The organism is Jannaschia marina (assembly GCF_013404595.1).
In the GTDB taxonomy this organism is placed as follows: domain Bacteria; phylum Pseudomonadota; class Alphaproteobacteria; order Rhodobacterales; family Rhodobacteraceae; genus Jannaschia; species Jannaschia marina.
Genome location: NZ_JABVAX010000002.1, coordinates 440,341 through 462,934 on the forward strand (window position 1 = coordinate 440,341; position 22,594 = coordinate 462,934).

Consider the following 22,594-nt stretch of genomic DNA (forward strand, 5'->3'; position numbering starts at 1 on the left):
TCAGACTCCCGCGGGTTCGTAGATCGAGGCCGGCAGGTCGTAGCCCCAGGCCTTGAAGCGGTCGGAATAATGGCTGCGGATGCCGGTGCCGGTGAAACGACCGATGATCTTGCCGTCCTGTTCGAGGCCGAGACGCTCGTAGCGGAAGATTTCCTGCAGGGTGATGACCTCGCCCTCCATCCCCGTGACCTCGGTGATCGAAACCATGCGACGCGAGCCGTCCTGAAGACGCGACGCCTGCACGATGAGGTTCACGGCCGAGGAGATCTGGGCCCGCACGGCCTTCAGCGGCATCTCGATGCCGGCCATGGCGACCATGTTCTCGAGGCGCGAGATGCCGTCGCGGGCGTTGTTGGCGTGAATCGTCGTCATCGAACCGTCGTGGCCGGTGTTCATGGCCTGGAGCATGTCGATGACTTCCTCCCCGCGCGTCTCGCCCACGATGATGCGGTCGGGACGCATCCGCAGCGCGTTCCTCAGACAGTCGCGCTGGGTGACGGCCCCCTTGCCTTCCACGTTGGGCGGGCGGCTTTCCATCCGGCCCACGTGATCCTGCTGGAGCTGGAGTTCGGCGGTATCCTCGATCGTCAGCACGCGCTCGGCGTTGCCGATGAAGGACGACAGGGCGTTGAGCGTCGTCGTCTTGCCCGAACCCGTTCCGCCCGAGACGATGACGTTCAGGCGGCAGGCGACGGCGGCCTGAAGATAGGTCGCCATCTCCTCGGTGAAGGCCCCGAAGTTCACGAGGTCGTCGACCGAGAGCTTCTCCTTCTTGAACTTGCGGATCGAGACGAGCGAGCCGTCGACGGCGACCGGGGGGACCATGGCGTTGAAGCGCGAGCCGTCCTTCAGGCGGGCGTCGACGTAGGGGTTCGATTCATCGACGCGCCGGCCCACGGCCGAGACGATCTTGTCGATGATCCGCATCAGATGCTTCTCGTCCTTGAAGCGGATCTCGGACTTCTGCAGCTTGCCCGCCCGTTCGATGAAGATCGAATGGGGGCCGTTGACGAGGATGTCGTTGACGCTCTCGTCCTTCAGGAGCGGTTCCAGGGGGCCGAGGCCCATCACCTCGTCGAAGAGTTCGGAGTTCAGCGTGTCGCGGTCCTCGCGGCCGAGGACGACGCCCAGTTCCGAAAGCTCCTCGGAGGTGATCGACACGATCTCGCTGCGCAAGGCGGTCGGATCGGCCTTCTCGATCGCCGAGAGATTGAGGTTGTCGAGCAACCGATGGTGCATCTCGGTCTTCAGCTCCTCGATGCGCTCTCGGCGCTTGAGATCCTTGTCGGAGGCCTCGGGCGCGGCGGGCTTCGGTGCCGGCTTCGGCTTCGGGGCAGGGGCGGAGGCCGGGGCCGCGGCGGCCGGTGCGGCCTGGGCCTCGGTCGGCGCGGCCTGCGGTGCGCCGATCGGTTTCGCCCCGTCGATCTGCGGCTTCTTGTAGCGTGAGAACATTTGCTCGGTTCCTCGCGGTCGTTCAGCCGAACTTCAGGCCGAAGATCGCCTTCTTGGCGGGTTTCTTCTTCGACTCGAGCGCCGTGCCCGTCGCGATCGCCTCGCGCGCGTCGAGCAGGCTGCCGGCCAGCTTCTGGATTTCCTTGGCGAGCGGGTTGCGCGGCGCGAGCGTGCTCAGCGGGGCCGCCTGATCGTTGATCTCGGTCACCTGCTTGCCGCCGTCGGGCAGCACGGCGTGGAACTTCACGTCGAGGCTCTCGGCCATCTTCTCCACGCGCGACTTGCCGGTCATGTCCATCTTGCCGGGGCCGCGGTTGAGCACGAAGGCCATCCGCTCGACGGGCAGGCCCTCCGATTGCAGAAGCTTCTGGAAACGCATCGCATTCTGCGCCGACCGTACCTCCAGCCCGCAGACGACGAAGTAGAGGTCGCTCTCGCTCAGCACGGTGTCCGTCCAACCGGTGATCGTGTTCGGCATGTCGACGATGACGATATCGAAGCAATCGCGGGCGAGCGACAGAAGCCCGGTCACGTCCTCCGGTCCGATCAGGTCGAGCGGCAGGATCTCGGGCGGCGAGGTGAAGACGCTGATCTTCTCCTTGTAGCTGCGCAGCGCCTGGCGAAAGGCCTGCTCGTCCATCGACGCGACATCCGAGAGGATCTCTAGGATCATCGGCTTGCGCGCCAGATCGAGATACGTCGCCACCGAGCCGAACTGCAGCCCGAAGTCGATCACGCAGACGCGCGGGGCATCGTGCTTCGAGGCATTCGCCAGCTCCCAGGCGAGATTGACCGTCAGGGTGGTCGAGCCGTCGCCGCCCGCGGCGGATTGCACGGCGAAGATCGCACCCTTGCCGTCGCTGCGGCCGCCGCCGGTCGGCGTGGCCGGTACGGGGAGCGGGGCCGCCTCCTCCGGGGCGTCCTGCACCGCGTCCACGATGTCGGTGCCCGCGCGCTTCATCATGTCGGCACCGTCCGCCCCGCCCGTCGTGCGGATGCGGGCCACGGCCTCGGAGAGGGCGGCTTCGGGCAGGGGATAGGGCGCGAAATCGTCGGCCCCGGCACGCAGCAGCTCGTGCAGCGGCATGGGGCCGAGGCCGTCGGCCACCAGGATCACCTTGAGCCCGGCGCGTTTGGCCTGGCGGATGACGTCAGAGATGACCTGAAGCCGGGGCTCGTCTTCGCCATCGACGGCGATGACGATGAATTCCAGCGCCTCGGCCTCGTCCTGGCGCAGGAAGGCGGTGGCTTCGGCAAAGTCGAGGTCGCCCCAGGCCTCGCCGAGTTCGGTTTCCATGTCCTCGATCAGCAGGTCGAATTCCTGCACGTCACGCGAGACCGTGACCGCGCGGAGCGGTTCGGGCTCGGGGAGAAGGGCCAGGTTACTCGCCATAGGACATCACCACACATTATCTATGACCCGACCGGGGGCCATCGTTACCAGGCACCGGAACGGGCCGCTGCGGGGACAAGATGCCACCCGCGTCCCCACCGTTGTGCCGGGGAATTCAGGCAACAATTGGACCGGAAAGATGAAATTATTGGAAACATCGGCACCAAAACTTGTCTCAACTCGACCCGACCGACGATGCGCACGCGGATTCGAGCCGCGGGCCCCGCGCAACGAAAAAGGGCCCCGCGTTCGCCGCAGGGCCCTCCGAATACCGGCTCCGGCGCGGTTCAGCCGCCCCCGCCCTCCGTTCCGATGGTCAGTCGTGTGCTGCCGCTCGACGTGTAGTTGCGGTAGATGATCTGGCCGTATTTTCCGTCCAGAACCAGCGGGTTGTCGGCGACGAAACCCGAAACCTCGGTCACGGTGCGACGGTTCGCGCGTTCGCGCGACTGCGTCGGCACGAGGGGGCGCGTCTCGCCGAAGCTGACAAGGGCATCGAGCCGGCCGCGCGAGACGCCGCGCTGTCCGAGATAGGCGACCGCGGCGCGGGCGCGCCGGCGACCGAGCGACTGGTTGTAGGCGTTCGAGCCGACCTTGTCGGTATGGCCGAAGACGCTGAAGCGGACCTCGGGGAAGGCACGCATGAACTCGGCCTGCTGGTCGAGCACGGCGCGCGCCGTGGCGTCGAGGCGGTCGCTGTTGAAGGCGAAGTTGATCGTCGTCGGCACCTCGGCCGCGAACCGTGCGCCCAGATGCGACAGGGCCGGGGCCTCGCCGTTCATCACCAGCATGTTGCGCATGGTCGGGTCGCCGAAGCCGCCCTCGTCGATGCCGGCCCCGGCCTCGCGGTTGAAGCGGGCCCCGGTGCAGGCCGTCAGTCCACCGGCGGCGAGGCCGGTCAGCATCAGGCGGCGGGTGATAGCGTTCGTCTTCATCATATCACTCCAGCACGTAACCATAATTGCCCGAGAAATCCTGCGCGGCGGCATCGCCCCCGCGAGAGGAGGCGCGGGTGCTCGTCGCGCTGCCGACGTTGCGGCCGTAGAGGAAGAGCTCGTTCTCGCTCGGCGGGCGGATGCGGTCGGTCGGAACCGAGAGCGTGCCCGATGTCGGCTGCACCAGATGCGCCGTCACGATGATGACGAGCTCCGTCTGCCGCCGCTGGTAGCCGGCGGACCGGAAGAGCGCGCCGAGCACGGGCAGATCGCCGAGGAGGGGAACCTGATTGATGTTGTCCGAGAAGTCGTCCTGCAGGATGCCGGCGATCGCGAAGCTCTGCCCGTCGCGCAGTTCCACCGTCGTGGCGGCGCGGCGCGTGTTGATCGCGGGGACAAGCGCGCCCCCGATGTCGGTCGCGTCCGCGCCCGTGTCGATCGAGGAGACCTGGCTCTCGAGAACGAGGTTGATGATGTCGTCGTCCACGACCGTCGGCGTGAAGTTCAGCACCACGCCGATCTCGCGGAAGTCGACGCCCACGTTGCCTTCGTCGTCGATGACGGGGATCGGGATCTCGCTGCCGGCGAGGAAGCCCGCGACCTGGCCCGACAGGGCGGTGAGGTTCGGCTCGGAGAGCGTGCGGACGACTCCACGCTCCTCGAGGGCCTGAAGCATGAGGTCGAAGTTGACCGAGCCCACGCCGAAGCTGACGTCGAGCTGTCCGGTGCTGTTGGCGACCGTCCCGGTCGTGCCGGTGAAGCTGCCATCGGTGGCGTTGCCGCTCAGCGATGCGCCGAGCTGCTTGGACACAGTACGCGACATCTCGGCGAAGCGCACCTTGAGCTGCACCTGCTGGGTGCCGCCGACGACCATCAGGTTCAGCACCCGCTCCGGTGCGTAGCGTTCGGCGATCTCGAGCGCCTGGTCCAGTTTCTGGACCGAGGAGACGATGCCCGACAGGACGATGCCGTCGTTCGCGGTGCGGACTTCGATGTGCTCGCCGGGCAGGAGCTCGTTCAGACGCTCCTTGAACTCGGCGACATCGGGGGTCACCTGCACCTCGACGTTGGTGATGAGCCGGCCGTCGGGGCCCAGAAGCGTCAGCGTCGTGCGCCCGGGCAGCTTGCCCAGCACGTAGACGGTGCGCTCCGACAGCGTGGCGATGTCCGCGATTTGCGGGTTGGCGACCGATAGCTCGGCGAAGGGGACGTCCGACTCAAGGACGATGGCCCGGTTGAGGGGCACGCGCAGGGCCCCCTGGGTCCGGCCCTCGCTCAGGCGCAGGGTCTGGGCGTAGGCGTCAGCGGCGGGCGTTCCGGAAATCAGAAACCCGAGCAACGCAGCCCGAAGGATCGTGCGAATTTTCATGTGACCTGCCTCTCTGATCACTCTGCTCAACAAACGGCGGATCTTCTGCCCGCATCGCGATCATGATTGCACAGACGCCGTTTTTTGCAACGAATCCCCCTCCGATGACGCAGATAACCGGCAGTTTTGACACAGTTTGCCCCTTTTGGGACACATTCGGCTGTGTTCGGAATGGGATCTCAAACGCTGTTTCGAGGTGGTTGCGATCCTCTTCCCTGGCCCGGATCGGGCGATTGATCCGCAGAAGTGACCGCACCCACGTACGTCGCGCGACATTCAACTTGGGATCGTTTGGATCATCCATCGGAGCGCGCCCGGCCGCCGGTTCCGAGCGCGGTGCGCAGCCCGATCGGCCGGCGACGGCACGACCTCATGCGGCATCTTGGAGAACAGTGTCCAGTTCGAGCGCGGATGTCCCGTCTCTTGTCACCGTCGCGAAGATGCTCGCGAGATGTAGCCAGCTGCCCGCCAAGCAAGTGTGTTCCAGAGGGACGCGACGAGACTAACCAGCGATCCATCACCTACCGGAAACGGCAATGCGCGCCTTCGCGGTGAAGGCGCACATTGTTGATCGAGGTCAAGCGTGGCATCGCGACATCCAGAGCCGCGCGGCCGGCGGCGCGATGGAGTTCAGCCCTGCTCGGGGCAGGGAACCGGCATCCGGACCACTTCGGCACCACGGCGGGTGCGCACGGAGCAGGTACGCTCCTGCTCGACGACCGGCGCTTCCTCCTGCGGACCGAGAATCTCTGCCAGCGTCGCCTCGACGGCCTCCGACTCGGACTCGTCCCGCACACCGACAAGGGCCAGCGTCAATCTGCCCGTCGCCTGTGCCTGTGCGAGTTTCGCGACCACGGCCGGCGTCACTTCCACGGTGATGTTGCGCGCGATCGTCGGGGCATTGCGTTCCGTATCGGTCTGCTGGTCGATCGCGATCAGCGGAAGATTCGCATGGATCAGACGGGTCACCCCGCCCTGGCCACCACCGCCGGTCCAGTAGACGTCGACACGGTCGCCCGGACGAAGGAACCCCGACACGCCGGAATTCACATTGACCTGCAGCGTGAACGCCCGCATCCCCGGCGTCAGCGCAGCCGCGATACCGGCTTCCTGTCCGGGGCGGGTCACCTTGACGAGCAGTACGGGTTCGTCGCGCTCCATCGCGCGCAGCACGGTGCGGTTTCCTTCCTCCTCGGACGGAAAGATCGCGTCGAGCGTGTCGAAGGCACCGGCCGGCACCGCGTCGGCAGGCCAGGCCACGGCGCGGACGTCGTCGGGCGTCAACACATCACCGTAGCGCATCGGGCGCTTTACGACGAAGACGTCGCGCACGGGAACGACGGCTTCCTGGGTGCGGGCGAGAGCGTTCTGGTACTGGTCGAACCGCCCCTTGGCGGTGTTGACGGCGAATCCGGCCAGGCCCAGGCCGACCAGAAGCAAGAGGCCGAAGATGAGGCGCATCTGTTTCTTCCTTGTTAAACCACGGCCCGCGTCGCACGGGCGATCGTTTCCGGTCTGACGCCCGATTGCGGCAATTCCATGGACCGGCATGGGTTATCCCATGGCTGTCCTAACGATGGGTTAAGCCGTGCTCGAAACGCAAAAAGCGCCCGGTCCGGGACCTGGGCGCTTGAAGCGTGGATCGCTGTCGGATCAGCGGTTGACGCCGGTCGCGGCGGTGCCCTCGGTGTAGGTCGAGCTGTTCGCGGTAAAGGTGGCGCTCGACGGGAAAGGACTCGCGACCGGATCCTGGTTGGCGAGAGTTTGGCCGACGTCGCCAGAGAGGTTCTGGATGCCGCCCGAGACGACCGACATGACGGCGAGGCCGAGGCCTACGAGAGCGGCGGTCAGGACGACCCAGTCGACCGTCACGGCACCGGATTCGTCGTTGATGAAGGCGTTGATGGTGCGCAGCATGGGAGGAGTTCCTCGTTAAAGGTGGATCCGTCGGATCCAGGCTGACCTATTACGGTATCGGGATTGGCGGGCCCCCGCGCAGGACGCGGGGGCCCCGGATCAGATATCCGCGTTGCGGACTTAGTTGTTGGAGCCGTGCGAGGGGGCGGTGCCGACCGTATAGGTCGAGCTGTTCGCGGTAAACGTCGCGTTGCCGTTGAAGACATCCGCACCCGGGGCCTGGTTGGCGAGGGTCTGGCCGATGTCGCCTGAAAGGTTCTGGATACCACCCGAGACGACCGACATGACGGCGAGGCCGAGGCCCACGAGGGCGGCGGTCAGGACCACCCAGTCGACCGTCACGGCACCGGATTCGTCGTTGATGAAGGCGTTGATGTTGTTGATGATCATGGTCTTCTTCCTTGAACTGGGCCGTTGACTGCGCGGCCGAAGGGTTTGCTCGACCCGTGCCGGAGCACGGGCCGATTGATATGGGGAGCGCCGACTTAGTTGTTGGAGCCGTGCGAGGGGGCGGTGCCGACCGTATAGGTCGAGCTGTTCGCAGTGAACGTCGCGTTGCCGTTGAAGGCGTCTGCACCCGGGGCCTGGTTGGCCAGCGTCTGGCCGATGTCGCCCGAGAGGTTCTGGATGCCGCCGGAAACGACCGACATGACGGCGAGGCCGAGGCCCACGAGCGCGGCGGTCAGGACAACCCAGTCGACCGTCACGGCACCGGATTCGTCGTTGATGAAGGTGTTGATGGAGTTCAGCATTGGTTCAGTCCTTGGTAAGTTCACGTTCAGTTGTCTCGTCAGGCCGTCTCGCCCTTTCGATGAAGCCGTTCTGACGGGCAAACGGGGCGGGAATGAGACGCGTTGGGGACGAGTCAGGGGAAATACGCGGGTCAAAGAAAGGTGATTTTTCCCCAAGGCACTGATTTAAAACGCGATCCGGCGCGTGATCGGAAGATTTCGAGTCAAATGCCGAGGATCCGGCCCCATAGAGCGTGCCCTGACCGACTCGCCTTTGATCGCCTCTGAACCCCGTCGCCTGAAAGAAGCGAGGGCCGCGCCTGCCAGCACGACCCTCTGTCCCTCGGAAGATCCGATGGAAGCTTGGTGACGTTTTCCTCTTGTCCGCTCCGCCTGCCAACGGAGGGTGGGGCTGCTCGATCGTCACGTTTCCTGCCCGAGTGTCCCGGTGCTTCTTTTTGATCCGTCGTCCGGGCGGTCTGCCATCGCCCGTTCAGCGGATGAGACGGGTATGCGGGGCAATTGCGGCAAGATCGTGTCGCATTTGGTTCAAATTGCGGACAATCCCGATTTCACAGGAAATTAACGCGTCTTTGGCAACACGAAGCCGGCCGGGCGAGGGCATCGCGACGGCGCAAGGGGGCCGAACAGGGGCCGACGCGTGGCATATGTCACAGCCGGGCCACTTCCGCGCGGGCCCGCCATGACAGGTGGAGGGCCATATGGCATCTTCGGGCAAAACCAGGCCGAAACGGCAGAGCAGTCAGACATGAAAGCCTTTCTCATCCCCGCGGTCGCCATCGCGCTCTCGCTCACGCTGCCGGTCGCACCGGCCAGCGCGGAGTTCACCTTCAAGCGCGTGCGCCCGCCCGCGAGCGGCACGGCGAGCCGGATCACCGTCCAGATCACGCCCGAGGATTTCGAGGAGCAGCAATCGCCGTCGCGCGCGCCGCGGCCCGCCGCTCCCGAGGCCCCGCAGCTCGCCAGCGCCCGTACCGCGCCGTCGGAGCCGCGCGGTGGGCGCAGCAACCATCAGGCCTGGTTCTGGTCCGCCGTCTCGCCCAGTATCGAGGCGACGCCGGGTCGTTTCACCAAGGCCGCGCAGGTCGCGGCCCGTCCGCCCGAGGGCAGTGGCGTGCGCGCGCCCTCGCTCGCTCAGCTCCAGGCCATCGCCAAGCTCCACGGCCCCGAGATCCTCGCGCGTTCCGTCGGTACGCGGGTCTCGCCCGCGCTGGTCCTCGCGCTCATCTCGGTCGAGTCGGGCGGGCGCGTCACCGCGGTGTCGAACAAGGGCGCGCAGGGGCTGATGCAGCTCATCCCCGCCACCGCAGAGCGGTTCGGCGTCTCCGACGCAAACGATCCGGCGCAGAACATCCAGGGCGGCATCGCCTATCTCGACTGGCTGATGGGCGAGTTCGGCAACGATCCCGTGCTGGCTCTCGCAGGCTACAACGCGGGCGAAGGGGCCGTGCGGCGCAACGGCGGCGTTCCGCCCTATGCCGAAACGCGGGCCTACGTGCCGAAGGTTCTCGCCGCCTGGAACGTCGCGCGCCAGATGTGCCTCACGCCGCCGGTGTTGCCGGGCGACGGCTGCGTCTTCAATCCGACCTTGACAGATTCCTGATCCCGCCATTCCTCCGGCGCGAAACACGCCACGGGGATCCGGGGGTGCGAAACCCCCGGCGGCGCAGGGCGTCGGTCAGGCGATGACGTCCGCCCACGCGGGGTGACGCCGCGCCTGGGCCTTCACGAAGGGGCAGAGGGCGACGACGCGCGTCCCCTCGGCCCGCATGTCCGCCACCATCCGCTCGGCGAGGGCCAGGCCCACGCCCCGTCCGCGGAAGGCGTCGGGCACGCCGGTGTGGTCCACGATGATCTGCGTCGCGCCGAGGCGGGAATAGGTCATCTCCGCCTCCACACCGCCCTCGCGGTAGATCCAGCGGCCCCCGCTCCCGCCGTCCTCGCGGGCGATCTCGCCCGGCAGGTCGCTCATGCGGTGCTCACGCGACCAGCGTGGCCTCGGTCAGATCCCGCAGCTCCGCCTCGCTCACGCCCTCGGCCAGTTCCACGATCCTCAGGCCGCCCTCGACCACGTCGAGCACGCCGAGGTTCGTGATGATCCGGTCGACCACGCCCTGACCCGTCAGCGGCAGCGTGCATTCCTTCAGAACCTTCGACTGCCCGTGCTTGTTGGCATGATCCATCACCACCACCACACGGCCCACGCCGGCCACCAGGTCCATCGCGCCGCCCATCCCCTTGACCAGCTTGCCGGGGATCATCCAGTTCGCCAGGTCGCCGTTCTCGGCCACTTCCATCGCGCCCAGGATCGCCATGGCGATCTTGCCGCCGCGGATCATGCCGAAGCTCTGCGCGCTGTCGAAATAGGCGGTCTTCGGCAGCTCGGTGATCGTCTGCTTGCCCGCGTTGATGAGATCCGCGTCCTCTTCGCCCTCGATCGGGAAGGGGCCCATGCCGAGCATCCCGTTCTCGGATTGCAGCGTCACCTCGATGCCCTCGGGGATGTGGTTCGACACCAGCGTCGGGATCCCGATGCCGAGGTTCACGTACCAGCCGTCCTGCAGCTCTTGCGCGGCGCGCGCGGCCATCTGATTGCGGTCCCAGGGCATGTCTCGTCCTCGCTGTCTCAAATCTCGGCCCGAGTCCTGCGCCACTTTGCGCCGGACGTAAAGTCAGGCGTCGGCGATCCCCGCGGGCACGTCGAGCATCACCACGGTCCCGGCCGCGCCGCGCACCGGCGTGATGGTCGCGTCGAGCCCGTCGGCCAGCGTGGAGATGAGCCGCCCGCCCATCGTGGCCAGGTCGGGGAAGGGCGCGTTCGGGAGCATTCCGACCCCGTCGTCGGTCACCACGAGGCGCAGCCCGCCGGCCGCGAGCCGCGTCACCCGAAGTTCGATCAACCCCTCCTCCAGACGGTCGAAGGCATGGTGGAAGGCGTTGAAGAGCAGTTCCGATAGCAGCAGAGACACCCGCACCGCCGCCTCGAGGTTGACCTCGGCCCCCTCGATCGACTGCTGGTAGCGGATGCCGGGCCGGCCCTCCTCGTGGGCGATACCCGCCGCGACCCGGCTGATGAGCGCCCCGAGGTCGATGCCGCCCCGGAGCGATCCCTGCGCCTCCGACAGCTGCATCGCCTCGTAGACGAGCTGCAGGCATTCGAGCCGCCGCGACATCGCCTCGAAGGCCAGCGGCTCGCCGTCGGCGCTGCCTTCGCTGATGCTCTTGAGGACCATCGAAAGATCCTCCTGCACCCGCGAGCGGATCGCACCCAGAAGCGCGTTGACCGAGGCCTCCTCGCGTTCGCTTTCGTAGAGTTCCTTCTGGATGCCGAGGAAATACATCACCTCGCCGTCGCCGTCGGTGATGGGCGCGATGATGAGCCGGTTGGTGAAGGGACGCCCGTCGGCGCGGTAGTTGCGGATGTCGACGCTGATGTCGCGCCCCGCCTCGATGGCGGCGCGGATGTCGTCGACGTCGGCCTTGCGCGTGTCCTCGCCCTGCAGGAAGCGGCAGTTGCGCCCGATCACCGCGGAACGGGCATAGCCCGTTGTCCGCTCGAAGGCGGAATTGACGTAGACGATCGGGTTGTCCTCGGCCCGTGGGTCGGTCAGCACCATCGCCACCTTTACGCGGCTGAAGCCCGCGATCGCATCCTCCTCGCCCATCACGGCCGCCAGCTTGCGCTTTACCCCCTCCGTGGGGCCGCGCACGGCGGGTCGCCCGGCATCCCCTGGCAGGGGGTTCGTTTCCGGCAGTTTGTCGTCGTGGTCGTTCGTCATGTCGCCCTCCCCGGACCGCGGGACATGCAGACTACTCGTCAGCGCGGCGCGGCCGGGCCGGTCCTCCGGGTCCCGATCCCGGTGCCGACGTCTCTGGCCTAGCGCGACCCGTCCCGGCGCGCGGCCGGACCGGGTTCAAGCGTGCGGTCGGGGGCGCATATCAGGCGGCGCGCACCGTCCGCTGTTCGATCCGTTTCTCGTGCTCTCCCTGGATCAACCGATGAACATAGATCCCCGGCAGGTGAATGCCATCCGGATCGAGCGATCCGGTCGGCACGATCTCCTCCACTTCGGCCACGCAGACCTTGCCGCACATCGCCGCCGGCGGGTTGAAGTTGCGCGCGGTCTTGCGGAAGACGAGATTGCCGGTCTCGTCCGCCTTCCAGGCCTTGACGATCGACAGGTCGGCGAAGATGCCCGCCTCCATGATGTAGGTCTCCTCCGCGCCGTCCGGGCCGGTGGGAAAATCCTTGTGTTCCTTGCCCTCGGCGATGACGGTGCCCACGCCCGTCTTGGTATAGAAGCCGGGGATGCCGCAGCCGCCGGCGCGCATCCGCTCCGCGAGCGTGCCCTGCGGGTTGAACTCCAGCTCCAGCTCGCCCGAGAGATACTGGCGCATGAACTCCGCGTTCTCGCCGACGTAGGAGGAGATCATCTTCCTCACCTGCCGCGTCTGAAGCAGGATGCCGATACCGAAGTCGTCCACGCCGGCGTTATTCGACGCGAAGGTGAGATCCTTCGTCCCGGCCTCCTTGATCGCCTCGAGCAGCAATTCCGGGATCCCGCAGAGGCCGAAGCCGCCGGCCGCGATGAGCATTCCGTCCTGCAGGAGACCGTCGAGCGCCTCGGCCGCCGATCCGTAAACCTTCTTCATGCAATCCCCCGGATGTCGCTGTGTCGCGGGAAGGCTACGCGGAACCCGACGGGCTTTCAATCTCCGTTTCGCTCCAAGGGTTTGGACTGACGGCGCTCCGCCGGTTGCCGGTGGATCAGACCGTGCAGCATGGCCCGTCCCCAAAGCCACAGCGCTGTGGGGCCGAGCGTGAAGATGGCAAGCGCGTTGATTTCCAGCGGGATGCGGGCCTGCGTGAAGACGGCGAAGCCCGCGACCGCCAGCAGCGGAAGGGCCGAGGTCAGAAGGATGCGCCGCCCCGGCACCGCTTCCATCCGCCGCGGCGCGCCGGCCGGCGTGCCCCGCAGCGCCAGCAGACTCGCGCCGACGAGACAGGGCAGCACCAGCGCGGCCGGAAAGGCCGCGACCGCCCAGGTCGTCGCCCAGAGCAGCGTTGCAAGGCCGAGGAGAATGGCGAGATCGACGCGCAGGTCGAGCGCCGCAACCCGCCCTGCAAGGCGGTCCCAGCCCCGGTGTCCCGCCGCGAAGAGAACCCAGCCGACGGCGCATTGCACCGCGAAGGGAGCGACTGTGGCCCAGTCGAACGCCATCGCGCCCGTCTCCGTCTCGCGCACCGACCACATCCAGCCGTTCCAGAGACCGAACCCGAGCCCGAATGCGGCCGAGAGCAGCAGCGTCGCGCCGGCTCCCCGCGCCATGGCCCACCGGAGTGCGCCGAGGCAGAGACCGACCGTGACCAGCATGTGCCAGGCCAGCGGCGTCCAGAGGATCGAGATCGGGAGCGCGGTATAGAGCTCCCCGACGACGAGGCCCTCGGCCAGCAATCCGAAGATGCCCGCGCCGATCCACCAGCCGCCCGCGTCCCGGCGACCCGTCACCGACAGGAGCGCCACCATCGTCCAGCCGAGCAGCCCGTAGAGCACGACCGCCATCGCGAAATCGGGTCCGAGGTGGACGGGGTAGAACCAGACCTCCGACGGCACCACGAGGACCGCGCCGAGCGAGAGGATCGCCGCGGCGCGGGTCAGAAGGGCGGGGGCGATCCGGTCCATCGCCGGAGCCTAGCGTCGCCCGCGGGTCTGTACAAAACGTTCAATCGCGCCCTGCGGGTTTGTACAAAACGTCCAAATCCGCCGCTCCGCCCCCGGATCAGAGGTCGGGATAGATCGGGAAGCGGTCGCAGAGATCCTTCACCTTCGTGCGCACCGCGGCCTCCACCTCGGAATTGCCCTCGGCCCCGTTTTCCGCAAGCCCGTCAACGACTTCCACGATCAGATCCGCGATCGCGCGGAACTCCGGCTCGGCGAACCCCCGCGTCGTGCCCGCCGGCGTGCCCAGGCGTATCCCACTGGTGATGGTGGGTTTTTCGTCGTCGAAGGGAATGCCGTTCTTGTTGCAGGTGATATGCGCGCGCCCCAGGGCGTCCTCGGTCGCATTGCCCTTCACACCCTTGGGACGCAGATCCACGAGCATCAGATGCGTGTCCGTCCCACCGGTCACGATATCGAGCCCGCCCTTAATCAGCTGGTCGGCAAGGGCTTTCGCATTTTCAATGACTTGCGCTTGATAATCCTTGAAGCCGGGCCGCAGCGCCTCGCCGAAGGCCACGGCCTTCGCGGCGATCACATGCATCAGAGGCCCGCCCTGAATGCCGGGGAAGATCGCCGAGTTGACCTTCTTCGCGATCGCTTCGTCATCGGTCAGGATCATCCCGCCCCGCGGCCCGCGCAACGTCTTGTGCGTAGTCGTCGTGGCGACATGGGCGTGCGGGAAGGGCGACGGGTAGTGGCCCGAGGCCACGAGGCCGGCGAAATGTGCCATGTCCACAAGGAGATAGGCACCAACACTGTCCGCGATCTCGCGCATCCTGGCGAAGTCGATGACCCGAGGGATCGCCGAGCCGCCGGCGATGATCATCTTCGGCTGATGCTCGGTCGCCAGCTCCTGCACGGCGTCGTAGTCGAGCGTCAGGTCCTGCTTGCGCACGCCGTATTGGATCGCGTTGAACCACTTCCCCGACTGGTTCGGCCGGGCACCATGGGTCAGGTGGCCGCCTGCGTCGAGCGACATGCCGAGGATCGTGTCGCCGGGCTGCAGGAGTGCGGTAAAGACGCCCTGGTTGGCCTGGGAGCCGGAGTTCGGCTGCACGTTGGCAAAGCCGCAGCCGAACAGCTGCTTCGCGCGGTCGATGGCGAGGTTTTCCGCGATATCAACATATTGACAGCCGCCGTAGTAGCGCCGGCCCGGGTAGCCCTCGGCATATTTGTTGGTCATCACGCCGCCCTGCGCCTCCATGACGGCGCGGCTGACGATGTTTTCCGAGGCGATGAGTTCGATCTCGTCGCGCTGCCGGCCGAGCTCGAGCCGGGTGGCCTCGGCGATCTCGGGGTCGGTGTCGCCGAGCGTGGCGGAGAAGAAGTTCGGGTCGCGGTGGGGGGCGTTCATGGCTGGCACTCCGATCTGGGATCCGTCGCGGCCTCATACGCCGATGGAGCCCGGTTTGAAAGCGACCAAAACGGCGCAGCGTCGTGCAGGCGCGACCTTGTGTTTCCGATCGGCGCGCGCCAACCCTGTTCCAAACCCCGGGGAGCCCATGCCGCGCGCCAGACCCATCGCCTTCGTCGCCTCCGACACGCCCGAGGCCCGCGACGCGCTCGCGCGGCTGACCGAGCGGTATGGGCAGACGCCCGTCGAGGCGGCGGAGGTGATCGTCGCGCTCGGAGGCGATGGCTTCATGCTCGAGACGCTGCACGCGACCATGGCGATCGACGCGCCGGTCTACGGGATGAACCGGGGCACCGTCGGCTTCCTGATGAACGACTATCGCGAGACCGGTCTGACGGCGCGGCTCGCCAGGGCCGAGGAGGCGGTGACGAACCCCCTGCGGATGGCGGCGACGCGCGCCAACGGCGAGGTGGTCGAGGCGCTCGCCATCAACGAGGTCTCGCTCCTGCGCGCCGGACCGCAAGCCGCGCGCCTGCGCATCTCGGTCGACGACAAGGTGCGGATGGAGGAGCTCGTCTGCGACGGCGCGCTCCTGGCCACGCCCGCCGGGTCGACCGCCTACAACTACTCGGCGCACGGGCCCATTCTGCCGATCGGCTCCGGCGTCCTTGCCTTGACCGCGATGTCCGCCTTCCGGCCACGGCGCTGGCGCGGGGCGATCCTGCCTAGGGCGGCGCGCGTGCGCTTCGACGTGCTGCACCCCGAGAAGCGGCCGATGATGGCGGAGGCCGACGGCAACTCGGTGCGCGACGTGGTCGCCGTCGAGATCGAGAGCGACGCGAGCATCGCGCACCGACTGCTCTTCGATCCGGGCCACGGGCTCGAGGAGCGGCTGCTGCGCGAGCAGTTCACCTGAGGCGACGGACGGGGGGCGCTGCCCCTCGCGCTCCCCGGAGTATTTGCGGCAGGAAGATGGGGCCAGCGCGGCTTGCGGGGGCGGGGGCGGGGGCCTAGAACGCGTCGACCTCTGGAGACACCCATGCCCCGCACGCTCATCACTTCGGCCATTCCCTACATCAACGGGATCAAGCACCTCGGGAACCTCGTCGGCAGCCAGCTGCCGGCGGATCTCTATGCGCGCTACTGCCGGGCGCGGGGCCATGAGGTGATGTTCATCTGCGCGACCGACGAGCATGGGACGCCGGCGGAACTGGCGGCGGCGAAGGCGGGCAAGCCGGTGGCGGAGTATTGCGCCGAGATGTGGCAGGTGCAGAAGGATCTCGCCGACGGCTTCCGTTTGTCGTTCGATCATTTCGGCCGCTCCTCCTCGCCGCAGAACCATCGGCTGACGCAGCATTTCGCGGGCAGGCTGGACGCGGCGGGGCTCATCGACGAGCGCACCTCCGAGCAGGTCTACTCGGTTGCCGACGGACGCTTCCTGCCGGACCGCTACATCGAGGGCACCTGCCCGAATTGCGGCTTCGAGGACGCGCGGGGCGATCAATGCGACAACTGCGGCAAGCTCCTCGACCCGACCGATCTCATCGAGCCGCGCTCGACCGTCTCGGGCGCGACCGACCTCGAAGTGCGTGAGACGAAGCACCTCTTCCTGCGGCAGTCGCAACTGAAGGACCGGCTTGACCAGTGGATCGACAGCCAGGAGGGCTGGCCCGTCCTGACGACGTCGATCGCCAAGAAGTGGCTGCACGACGGCGACGGGCTGCAGGACCGGGGCATCACTCGCGACCTCGACTGGGGCATTCCGGTGAGGAAGGGCGACGCGCCGTGGCCCGGGATGGAGGGCAAGGTCTTCTACGTCTGGTTCGACGCGCCCATCGAGTACATCGCCGGCACGGCCGAATGGGCCGATGCGACGGGCGGCGACTGGGAGCGCTGGTGGCGCACCGACAAGGGCGCGGACGACGTGCGCTACGTGCAGTTTATGGGCAAGGACAACGTGCCCTTCCATACGCTGAGCTTTCCGGCGACGCTCCTCGGGTCGGGCGAGCCCTGGAAGACGGTCGACTACCTGAAGTCGCTCAACTATCTGAACTACGACGGTGGCCAGTTTTCCACCTCGCGCGGGCGGGGCGTCTTCATGGACCAGGCGCTCGACGTGCTGCCGTCGGATTACTGGCGCTGGTGGCTTCTGAGCCGGGCCCCAGAGAGCAGCGATACGGAGTTCACCTGGGAGGCCTTCCAGACCGACGTGAACAAGGATCTGGCCGATGTGCTGGGCAATTTCGTGAGCCGTGTGACGAAGTTCTGCCGCTCGAAGTTCGGCGAGACCGTGCCCGAGGGCGGGACGCCGGGTGCGCCGGAGGCGGCGCTGATCGCGCGGCTCTCCGAGGGGCTTGCGACTTACGAGCGCCACATGGACGCGATCGAGATCCGCAAGGCGGCGGGTGCGCTTCGGGCGCTCTGGGTCGCGGGGAACGAATACCTGCAGGACGCGGCCCCCTGGTCGACCTTCAAGACGGAGCCGGAGCACGCGGCGATGCAGATCCGCCTCGCGCTGAACCTCATCCGGCTCTATGCGGTGCTCTCCCGACCGTTCATCCCCGATGCGGCGGCCGCGATGCTGCGCGCCATGGGCACGGAGGATGACGGCTGGCCCGACGACGTGAGCGCGGCTCTGGCTGTCCTCGCCCCCGGTCACGCCTTCGAGGTGCCAGAGGTGCTCTTTTCTAAGATCACCGACGCGCAGCGCGAGGAATGGGCGACGCGCTTCGCCGGAAAGCGGGAGTGATGGCCAAGCGCCGAATCTAGGTTTTCATTTCGAATCCGATGCTTACGCGTCGATCGTATCCCCCTTGAAAGGGATGCGATGACTTCCCACGTCTAGTGTGTCGGACGCCGCAGTCGGGTTCGACGGGAAGATGGCCCCGGTCCGGCGTCGGACGGGGCGACAGCAAAATCGTATCGCTTTGAAAAGGATGCACCATGCGTACCTATGATTTCACCCCGCTCTACCGCGCCACCGTCGGCTTCGACCGGATGGCCAACCTTCTCGACCGCGCGATGGCCGCCGATACGGCGACTGGCTATCCGCCCTACAACATCGAGAAGCTGGGCGAGAACGACTATCGCATCTCCATCGCCGTCGCCGGCTTCACCGAGGCCGAACTGTCGATCGAGGCGCGTGAGAACCAGCTTGTCGTGACCGCGCGCAAGGCCGAGAGCGACGAGACCCCGACCTACCTGCATCGCGGTATCGCGACCCGCGCCTTCGAGAAGTCGTTCCAGCTGGCCGACCATGTCCATGTGACCGGCGCGACCCATGCGGACGGCATGCTGCACATCGAATTGCAGCGGCAGGTTCCCGAGGCGCTCAAGCCCCGTCGCATCGAGATCGCGACGGCGCGTCCGGCGCTGACGGGAACTCCGGATGCCGTCGAGGCCTGACCCGAGACCGGGCTTCCGGTGACGGAGCGGCGCGCGCCCGACACGGGGCGCGCGTTTCGCTTGCCTGACCGAAGTGCGCGGTGCCATACGCTCGACCCATGACCGAACCCGCGCCCTCCGCGAGACGGATTTCCGAACGCCTCCTGTCGGCGACGGGGGACGCTATGCTGCGCGGCGATTTCGACGAGTTCGCCGCCTATTTCGCATTGCCGCAGCGGATCGGCACCTTCGACGGCAGCCGGGTCCTGACCACTCGGACGGAGCTGCGCGACACCTTCGAGGCGGTGCGCGCGCACTACAAGCGCCTCAACGTGACGGACATGGCGCGGCACTGCGCCGATGCGATCTTCGTCGACGACAGGACCATCCAGTCGACCCACGTCAGTCGCCTGCTCAGCGGGCCGCTCCTGGTGCAGGAGGCCTACCCGGTGCTTTCCATCCTCAGGAAGACGGACGCCGGATGGCGTATCGTGTCGAGCCAGTATGCCGCGCCCGGCAAAGCCGGTCTGAACGCCGTGCTGCTCGGCGCGCGCGTCGGGGTCTGATCGCGGCCTAGAACCACTGCCCCGGCTCCATCAGCCCGAGGTCCATCAACTGCTGCGCGCGCCATTCGAAGGGGATCGAGCCGTCCCAGTGGAGGCTGTCGATCGCCGCGCGCGAGCCGGGGTTCGTGGCAAGCGCCTTGGCCGCCCGGAAGGACGCGATGGCCGCAGTCATGGAATGGTGCCAGGGGCAGGCGTAGGTGTTCATCTCCTCGATCGAGAGACGGTGATCGGGCAGGAGCCGCAAGTCTCTGCGCACGCGGAAGAGAGCCACGCGGTCGATGCGCCGCCGTTCCCAGGGGATGTGCTCCTCGAAGCGCCAGCGCAGGCCGCCGAAGAAGTCGAGCTGCCGCTCGGCCGGGCCATCCGTGCCCCAGCGGGCGAGCGCGAAGTAGCCGGCCTCGTCCATCCAGGCATCATTGGTGTCGACGGCGTTGCAGCCCTTAGCGAGCGTGCGGGCATAGAGGTCGACCACGAAGGTCAGCACGGCGTCGCGGCGCTCCTCGGTGCAGAAGTGCAGCGCCTCGCCGATGCGGCGGCTTTCGGCGAAGGGATGGTAGAGGTATTCGGCGTTGTAGACGTAGCCGGTCCAGGCTCCGGCGGGGCGCCCGTCGATCAGGGCGTTGACACAGGTCGAGGCGAGGTCGTCGGGCCGCCGGTCGAGGCTCAGGCGATGCACGCCCTCGGGCAGATCTGAGGGCAGCGCGATGCCGGGCGCGACCGCGAGAACGATCTGGCCGAAACCCGCGTCGCGATGGTGCGCGATCGTGCTTTCGATCTCGGTTCCGTCCTCGCAGAGGATCATCAGCGCCGGCCCCTTGCCGAGGGTGCCGGCCCTGGCGCGAAGATCCTCCAGGGATGAGAAGTCCATCGGGTGCCTGCCTGCCGTTTGGCGGCACTGTCCCGCAAAGTCGCGCGCCCCGCAACCGGCGGCGCGTTGCGGCGGCGGCGGGCCTGCGGTATTGCCGCCACGCATTGAGACCGGGGATCCGTCATGCCTGCGCCGAAGAAGCTGCATATAAAGACCTATGGCTGTCAGATGAATGTCTACGACAGCGAGCGCATGGCCGAGGCCATGGGCGGGCAGGGGTACGAGATGACGGACTGTCCGGAAGAGGCGGACATGATCCTCCTCAATACTTGCCACATCCGGGAGAAGGCGGCCGAGAAGGTCTATTCCGACCTGGGCCGTCTGAAGCCCCTGCGGGAGGCGAAGCCGGATCTCAAGATCGGGGTCGCGGGCTGCGTGGCGCAGGCCGAGGGCGCGGAGATCATGGCGCGGCAACCCATGGTCGACCTCGTGGTCGGGCCGCAGACCTATCACCGCCTGCCGGCGATGATGGAGCGGGTGGAGGCCGGTGAGAAGGCGCTCGACACCGACATGCCGGAAGAGGACAAGTTCGATCACCTGCCGAAACTGCGGACGCCCACGGCCCGGCCGACGGCCTTCCTGACGGTGCAAGAGGGGTGCGACAAGTTCTGCGCCTTCTGCGTAGTGCCCTATACCCGCGGTGCGGAGGTGAGCCGGCCGGTCGAGCGGCTCTTGCGCGAGGCGCGCGATCTGGTGGCCCGTGGCGTCAAGGAGATCACGCTGCTCGGGCAGAACGTGAACGGCTACCACGGGGAGGGGCCCGACGGGCGCACCTGGTCGCTTGCCGATCTGATCTGGGCGCTCGACGGGATCGAGGGGCTGGAGCGGATCCGCTTCACCACCTCGCATCCGAACGACATGACCGACGACCTGATCGAGGCCCACGGCACCTGCGCGAAGCTCATGCCCTACCTGCACCTGCCGGTCCAATCCGGGAGCGACCGCATCCTGAAGGCGATGAACCGCAAGCACACCGCCGAGGACTACGTCGCGATCATCGACCGGCTGCGCGCCCTGCGCCCGGATTTGGCTCTGTCGGGCGATTTCATCGTCGGCTTCCCGGGCGAGATGGAGGAGGATTTCGAGGCGACCATGGCGCTCGTGCGGCGTGTCGGCTACGCCGCCGCCTATTCCTTCCGCTACTCCGCGCGGCCCGGCACGCCCGCCGCCGAGAAGCCCGATGTGCCGATGGACGTCGCCGTCGAGCGGCTGCACCGGCTTCAGGCGCTCATCACCGATCAGCAGCGGGCCGCGCAGGACGCGATGGTGGGGCGCGAGACGACCGTCCTATTCGAGAAGGCGGGGCGCAAGCCGGGCCAGCTCGTCGGCAAGTCGGAGCATCTGCAGGCCGTCCATGCGGAGGCACCCGAGGCGCTTCTGGGCGAGGTTGCACGCGTGCGAATCGTCGCGGCGAAGACGAATTCGCTCGAAGCGGTGTTGATCTGAGCGCTGCAATCGGCGCTCGCCCCGGTGATTGTCGCCCTTGTGGCACCAAAACATGCCAATCGCATGGGATTGTCCGACAATTTTAACCGAGTTCGCCACTTTCCCTTCACACCCTCGCGCGCGGTGCCGATACTCGGTGCCGTTGCGTAATTGCAGGTGCCGGCGGTGGGGGCCGCGGGCGGCCTGCCGTCAATCAGGGAAGTTTCCATGTTCATGAAGTCTGCCGCCCTTGCCGCCGTCGCTTTCGGATGCGTCGGGGCGGGTCTCCTCGCCGCGCCTGCCGCGGCCGACCACCATCTTCAGGCCCAACCGATCCAGATCACCGTGAAATGCGCGCGCTATCTCAGCCGCGGCGTCATCTGGGACAGGGCGATGCCCGAGTTCCTCGATGACCTGAGGGCCGCGGGCTATTCCTTCGAGGAAGCGGATGCCATCGGGAGCCGCGTCTGCCGCGACGAGGCCGGCGTCGGCAACACCGCCGTCATGGGCCAGACGATGCGCAATATCCTCCGCCAGAACCCGCCGCGGGGCCGTCGCTGAATGCCCGCTTGTGGCGTTTGCGAAAAATGACCCAAGATATGGTTCTTTGGCCTTTGCAGACGCCACAGGTCTGGTAGTCTTCCGTCACGTGAGGTTCGACCGTTTGCCCATCGCCTGCCGATGTCGGGCGAGCCCCGCTCTGACTGTCTCGGACGAAAAGGGGGAGGCTGAAAGGTGTCTCGGATTGCAATGAAAGCCGCGGTCTTTGCGGCGGCCTCTGCCATGGTCGCGCTGCCGGTCGCGGCGCAGAACGTGGGCGACGTGGGCGAGGACTCGCGCGGCAACGTCTATACTTTCACACGCGACGCGCAGGGCCGTGGCGTCTGGACGCCGGGCCGCGTGCTGACCGGACCGACGCGCGAGCGCACGATCCTCGCGGAACGCTACACCCCGACCATCTGGACCGACCCCGACGGTTGCGAGCATTGGGTCATGGACGACGGGGCCGAGGGCTTCATGACGCCGCATGTGACGGCCCATGGCCGCCCGGTCTGCAACCGCCCGGGAGGACACTGACATGACGATCCTGCGCTTTTCCACCGCCGCCTCCTGCCTGGCCGCGCTCGTGGCCTGCGACACCGACAACTCCCGCGACAAGACGGTCGACGGACAGCTCGTCGGCCGCTCCTCCCTGCAGGAGCTGACGCCCGGCATCTGGGTCGACCCGCGCGGCTGCGAGCACTGGCTGATCGACGACGGCGTCGAGGGTTATCTCTCGGCGCGCTACGACCCGCGGACCGGCAAGCATGTCTGCGGCCGCAGCACCGCGCCGCCCGAATATGTGACCGGTCCGTTCCGCGCCGGTGCCGACGTCAACGATCCGGTATGATGCGCCGGACCGACGAATAAAGGGGCGGGGCCGTGGCGGAAACGTCACGGCCCCGTTTCGTTCTGG

The 22,594-nt window shown here is 67.2% G+C and carries 23 protein-coding genes and 1 pseudogene; 9 read left to right on the forward strand and 15 right to left on the reverse strand.

Annotation, left to right across the window (positions count from 1 at the left end):
• The 8 genes from HSX43_RS06040 to HSX43_RS06075 form a co-directional block, all read right to left on the reverse strand.
• Nucleotides 1-1,452 carry a CpaF family protein gene (locus HSX43_RS06040; protein ID WP_179379188.1) on the reverse strand — a complete coding sequence of 484 codons (1,452 nt, stop codon included), beginning with the start codon at nucleotides 1,450-1,452 and terminating at the stop codon, nucleotides 1-3.
• Between the two features lie 22 nt (nucleotides 1,453-1,474).
• Nucleotides 1,475-2,845, reverse strand: a complete 1,371-nt coding sequence (locus HSX43_RS06045; protein ID WP_179379189.1) for an AAA family ATPase — start codon at nucleotides 2,843-2,845, stop codon at nucleotides 1,475-1,477.
• Nucleotides 2,846-3,132: 287 nt separating this feature from the next.
• A complete protein-coding gene (locus HSX43_RS06050) occupies nucleotides 3,133-3,783 on the reverse strand; it encodes an OmpA family protein (protein ID WP_179379190.1) in 651 nt (216 codons plus the stop codon).
• A 1-nt stretch (nucleotide 3,784) separates the two neighbouring features.
• Nucleotides 3,785-5,149, reverse strand: coding sequence for a type II and III secretion system protein family protein (locus HSX43_RS06055; RefSeq protein ID WP_179379191.1), 1,365 nt, complete (start codon nucleotides 5,147-5,149; stop codon nucleotides 3,785-3,787).
• A 630-nt stretch (nucleotides 5,150-5,779) separates the two neighbouring features.
• Nucleotides 5,780-6,610: a Flp pilus assembly protein CpaB gene (cpaB, locus tag HSX43_RS06060; protein ID WP_179379192.1), complete on the reverse strand. Its 831-nt coding sequence runs from the start codon at nucleotides 6,608-6,610 to the stop codon at nucleotides 5,780-5,782.
• A 192-nt stretch (nucleotides 6,611-6,802) separates the two neighbouring features.
• The gene (locus HSX43_RS06065) at nucleotides 6,803-7,066 is read right to left on the reverse strand and encodes a Flp family type IVb pilin (protein ID WP_179378757.1); all 264 of its coding nucleotides are present in this window, start codon (nucleotides 7,064-7,066) and stop codon (nucleotides 6,803-6,805) included.
• A gap of 120 nt (nucleotides 7,067-7,186) precedes the next feature.
• Complete coding sequence (locus tag HSX43_RS06070; protein WP_179378758.1) at nucleotides 7,187-7,456, reverse strand: hypothetical protein; 270 nt, start codon at nucleotides 7,454-7,456, stop codon at nucleotides 7,187-7,189.
• 95 nt (nucleotides 7,457-7,551) lie between these two features.
• Nucleotides 7,552-7,818, reverse strand: coding sequence for a Flp family type IVb pilin (locus tag HSX43_RS06075; RefSeq protein WP_179378759.1), 267 nt, complete (start codon nucleotides 7,816-7,818; stop codon nucleotides 7,552-7,554).
• Nucleotides 7,819-8,566: 748 nt separating this feature from the next.
• On the opposite strand from HSX43_RS06075, the gene HSX43_RS06080 reads away from it, so the two are divergent.
• Nucleotides 8,567-9,421, forward strand: a complete 855-nt coding sequence (locus HSX43_RS06080) for a lytic transglycosylase domain-containing protein (RefSeq protein ID WP_179379193.1) — start codon at nucleotides 8,567-8,569, stop codon at nucleotides 9,419-9,421.
• A 75-nt stretch (nucleotides 9,422-9,496) separates the two neighbouring features.
• Here the strand turns inward: HSX43_RS06080 and HSX43_RS06085 are convergent, their stop codons facing one another.
• The 6 genes from HSX43_RS06085 to glyA form a co-directional block, all read right to left on the reverse strand.
• Nucleotides 9,497-9,790 (reverse strand): GNAT family N-acetyltransferase, encoded by a 294-nt coding sequence (locus tag HSX43_RS06085; RefSeq protein ID WP_179379194.1) that lies wholly within the window; start codon nucleotides 9,788-9,790, stop codon nucleotides 9,497-9,499.
• Between the two features lie 7 nt (nucleotides 9,791-9,797).
• On the reverse strand, nucleotides 9,798-10,427 hold the full coding sequence (locus HSX43_RS06090) for a 3-oxoacid CoA-transferase subunit B (RefSeq protein WP_179379195.1): 630 nt from the start codon (nucleotides 10,425-10,427) through the stop codon (nucleotides 9,798-9,800).
• Nucleotides 10,428-10,490: 63 nt separating this feature from the next.
• Nucleotides 10,491-11,597, reverse strand: coding sequence for a PAS domain-containing protein (locus HSX43_RS06095; RefSeq protein ID WP_235962514.1), 1,107 nt, complete (start codon nucleotides 11,595-11,597; stop codon nucleotides 10,491-10,493).
• A 160-nt stretch (nucleotides 11,598-11,757) separates the two neighbouring features.
• Nucleotides 11,758-12,471, reverse strand: coding sequence for a CoA transferase subunit A (locus HSX43_RS06100; RefSeq protein WP_179379196.1), 714 nt, complete (start codon nucleotides 12,469-12,471; stop codon nucleotides 11,758-11,760).
• A gap of 56 nt (nucleotides 12,472-12,527) precedes the next feature.
• Nucleotides 12,528-13,502: a hypothetical protein gene (locus HSX43_RS06105; protein WP_179379197.1), complete on the reverse strand. Its 975-nt coding sequence runs from the start codon at nucleotides 13,500-13,502 to the stop codon at nucleotides 12,528-12,530.
• Between the two features lie 97 nt (nucleotides 13,503-13,599).
• Entirely contained in the window at nucleotides 13,600-14,895 is a 1,296-nt protein-coding gene (gene glyA, locus HSX43_RS06110) for a serine hydroxymethyltransferase (RefSeq protein ID WP_179379198.1), read from the reverse strand.
• A 148-nt stretch (nucleotides 14,896-15,043) separates the two neighbouring features.
• Here glyA and HSX43_RS06115 point away from each other — a divergent pair, with 148 nt between their 5' ends.
• The 4 genes from HSX43_RS06115 to HSX43_RS06130 all read left to right on the forward strand — a co-directional run bounded on the left by HSX43_RS06115 (nucleotide 15,044) and on the right by HSX43_RS06130 (nucleotide 18,845).
• On the forward strand, nucleotides 15,044-15,811 hold the full coding sequence (locus HSX43_RS06115; RefSeq protein WP_179379199.1) for an NAD kinase: 768 nt from the start codon (nucleotides 15,044-15,046) through the stop codon (nucleotides 15,809-15,811).
• A 123-nt stretch (nucleotides 15,812-15,934) separates the two neighbouring features.
• Nucleotides 15,935-17,644 carry a methionine--tRNA ligase gene (gene metG / locus HSX43_RS06120; RefSeq protein WP_179379200.1) on the forward strand — a complete coding sequence of 570 codons (1,710 nt, stop codon included), beginning with the start codon at nucleotides 15,935-15,937 and terminating at the stop codon, nucleotides 17,642-17,644.
• A 194-nt stretch (nucleotides 17,645-17,838) separates the two neighbouring features.
• On the forward strand, nucleotides 17,839-18,300 hold the full coding sequence (locus HSX43_RS06125) for an Hsp20 family protein (RefSeq protein ID WP_179379201.1): 462 nt from the start codon (nucleotides 17,839-17,841) through the stop codon (nucleotides 18,298-18,300).
• Between the two features lie 98 nt (nucleotides 18,301-18,398).
• Nucleotides 18,399-18,845, forward strand: a complete 447-nt coding sequence (locus HSX43_RS06130; protein WP_179379202.1) for a nuclear transport factor 2 family protein — start codon at nucleotides 18,399-18,401, stop codon at nucleotides 18,843-18,845.
• Between the two features lie 7 nt (nucleotides 18,846-18,852).
• Here HSX43_RS06130 and HSX43_RS06135 read toward each other — a convergent pair whose 3' ends face one another.
• Nucleotides 18,853-19,713: a hypothetical protein gene (locus HSX43_RS06135; RefSeq protein WP_179379203.1), complete on the reverse strand. Its 861-nt coding sequence runs from the start codon at nucleotides 19,711-19,713 to the stop codon at nucleotides 18,853-18,855.
• Nucleotides 19,714-19,836: 123 nt separating this feature from the next.
• Here HSX43_RS06135 and miaB point away from each other — a divergent pair, with 123 nt between their 5' ends.
• The 4 genes and pseudogenes from miaB to HSX43_RS06155 all read left to right on the forward strand — a co-directional run bounded on the left by miaB (nucleotide 19,837) and on the right by HSX43_RS06155 (nucleotide 22,528).
• Complete coding sequence (gene miaB / locus HSX43_RS06140; RefSeq protein WP_179379204.1) at nucleotides 19,837-21,159, forward strand: tRNA (N6-isopentenyl adenosine(37)-C2)-methylthiotransferase MiaB; 1,323 nt, start codon at nucleotides 19,837-19,839, stop codon at nucleotides 21,157-21,159.
• Between the two features lie 207 nt (nucleotides 21,160-21,366).
• Complete coding sequence (locus tag HSX43_RS06145; RefSeq protein WP_179379205.1) at nucleotides 21,367-21,699, forward strand: hypothetical protein; 333 nt, start codon at nucleotides 21,367-21,369, stop codon at nucleotides 21,697-21,699.
• A 339-nt stretch (nucleotides 21,700-22,038) separates the two neighbouring features.
• Nucleotides 22,039-22,200, forward strand: a pseudogene (locus HSX43_RS06150) (OmpA family protein); the annotation flags it as partial.
• Between the two features lie 16 nt (nucleotides 22,201-22,216).
• Complete coding sequence (locus tag HSX43_RS06155) at nucleotides 22,217-22,528, forward strand: hypothetical protein (protein WP_235962515.1); 312 nt, start codon at nucleotides 22,217-22,219, stop codon at nucleotides 22,526-22,528.
• Nucleotides 22,529-22,594: the final 66 nt, after the last annotated feature.

Bases quoted from the DNA above. Each gene is read 5' to 3' on its own strand.
- HSX43_RS06135 (WP_179379203.1), bottom strand. From the start codon at position 19,713: ATGGACTTCTCATCCCTGGAGGATCTTCGCGCCAGGGCCGGCACCCTC.
- HSX43_RS06040 (WP_179379188.1), bottom strand. From the start codon at position 1,452: ATGTTCTCACGCTACAAGAAGCCGCAGATCGACGGGGCGAAACCGATC.
- HSX43_RS06065 (WP_179378757.1), bottom strand. From the start codon at position 7,066: ATGCTGCGCACCATCAACGCCTTCATCAACGACGAATCCGGTGCCGTG.
- miaB (WP_179379204.1), top strand. From the start codon at position 19,837: ATGCCTGCGCCGAAGAAGCTGCATATAAAGACCTATGGCTGTCAGATG.
- HSX43_RS06075 (WP_179378759.1), bottom strand. From the start codon at position 7,818: ATGCTGAACTCCATCAACACCTTCATCAACGACGAATCCGGTGCCGTG.
- HSX43_RS06125 (WP_179379201.1), top strand. From the start codon at position 17,839: ATGCGTACCTATGATTTCACCCCGCTCTACCGCGCCACCGTCGGCTTC.
- metG (WP_179379200.1), top strand. From the start codon at position 15,935: ATGCCCCGCACGCTCATCACTTCGGCCATTCCCTACATCAACGGGATC.
- HSX43_RS06085 (WP_179379194.1), bottom strand. From the start codon at position 9,790: ATGAGCGACCTGCCGGGCGAGATCGCCCGCGAGGACGGCGGGAGCGGG.
- HSX43_RS06155 (WP_235962515.1), top strand. From the start codon at position 22,217: ATGACGATCCTGCGCTTTTCCACCGCCGCCTCCTGCCTGGCCGCGCTC.
- cpaB (WP_179379192.1), bottom strand. From the start codon at position 6,610: ATGCGCCTCATCTTCGGCCTCTTGCTTCTGGTCGGCCTGGGCCTGGCC.
- HSX43_RS06045 (WP_179379189.1), bottom strand. From the start codon at position 2,845: ATGGCGAGTAACCTGGCCCTTCTCCCCGAGCCCGAACCGCTCCGCGCG.
- HSX43_RS06105 (WP_179379197.1), bottom strand. From the start codon at position 13,502: ATGGACCGGATCGCCCCCGCCCTTCTGACCCGCGCCGCGGCGATCCTC.
- HSX43_RS06130 (WP_179379202.1), top strand. From the start codon at position 18,399: ATGACCGAACCCGCGCCCTCCGCGAGACGGATTTCCGAACGCCTCCTG.
- HSX43_RS06055 (WP_179379191.1), bottom strand. From the start codon at position 5,149: ATGAAAATTCGCACGATCCTTCGGGCTGCGTTGCTCGGGTTTCTGATT.
- HSX43_RS06115 (WP_179379199.1), top strand. From the start codon at position 15,044: ATGCCGCGCGCCAGACCCATCGCCTTCGTCGCCTCCGACACGCCCGAG.
- HSX43_RS06050 (WP_179379190.1), bottom strand. From the start codon at position 3,783: ATGATGAAGACGAACGCTATCACCCGCCGCCTGATGCTGACCGGCCTC.
- glyA (WP_179379198.1), bottom strand. From the start codon at position 14,895: ATGAACGCCCCCCACCGCGACCCGAACTTCTTCTCCGCCACGCTCGGC.
- HSX43_RS06095 (WP_235962514.1), bottom strand. From the start codon at position 11,597: ATGACGAACGACCACGACGACAAACTGCCGGAAACGAACCCCCTGCCA.
- HSX43_RS06080 (WP_179379193.1), top strand. From the start codon at position 8,567: ATGAAAGCCTTTCTCATCCCCGCGGTCGCCATCGCGCTCTCGCTCACG.
- HSX43_RS06145 (WP_179379205.1), top strand. From the start codon at position 21,367: ATGTTCATGAAGTCTGCCGCCCTTGCCGCCGTCGCTTTCGGATGCGTC.
- HSX43_RS06090 (WP_179379195.1), bottom strand. From the start codon at position 10,427: ATGCCCTGGGACCGCAATCAGATGGCCGCGCGCGCCGCGCAAGAGCTG.
- HSX43_RS06070 (WP_179378758.1), bottom strand. From the start codon at position 7,456: ATGATCATCAACAACATCAACGCCTTCATCAACGACGAATCCGGTGCC.
- HSX43_RS06100 (WP_179379196.1), bottom strand. From the start codon at position 12,471: ATGAAGAAGGTTTACGGATCGGCGGCCGAGGCGCTCGACGGTCTCCTG.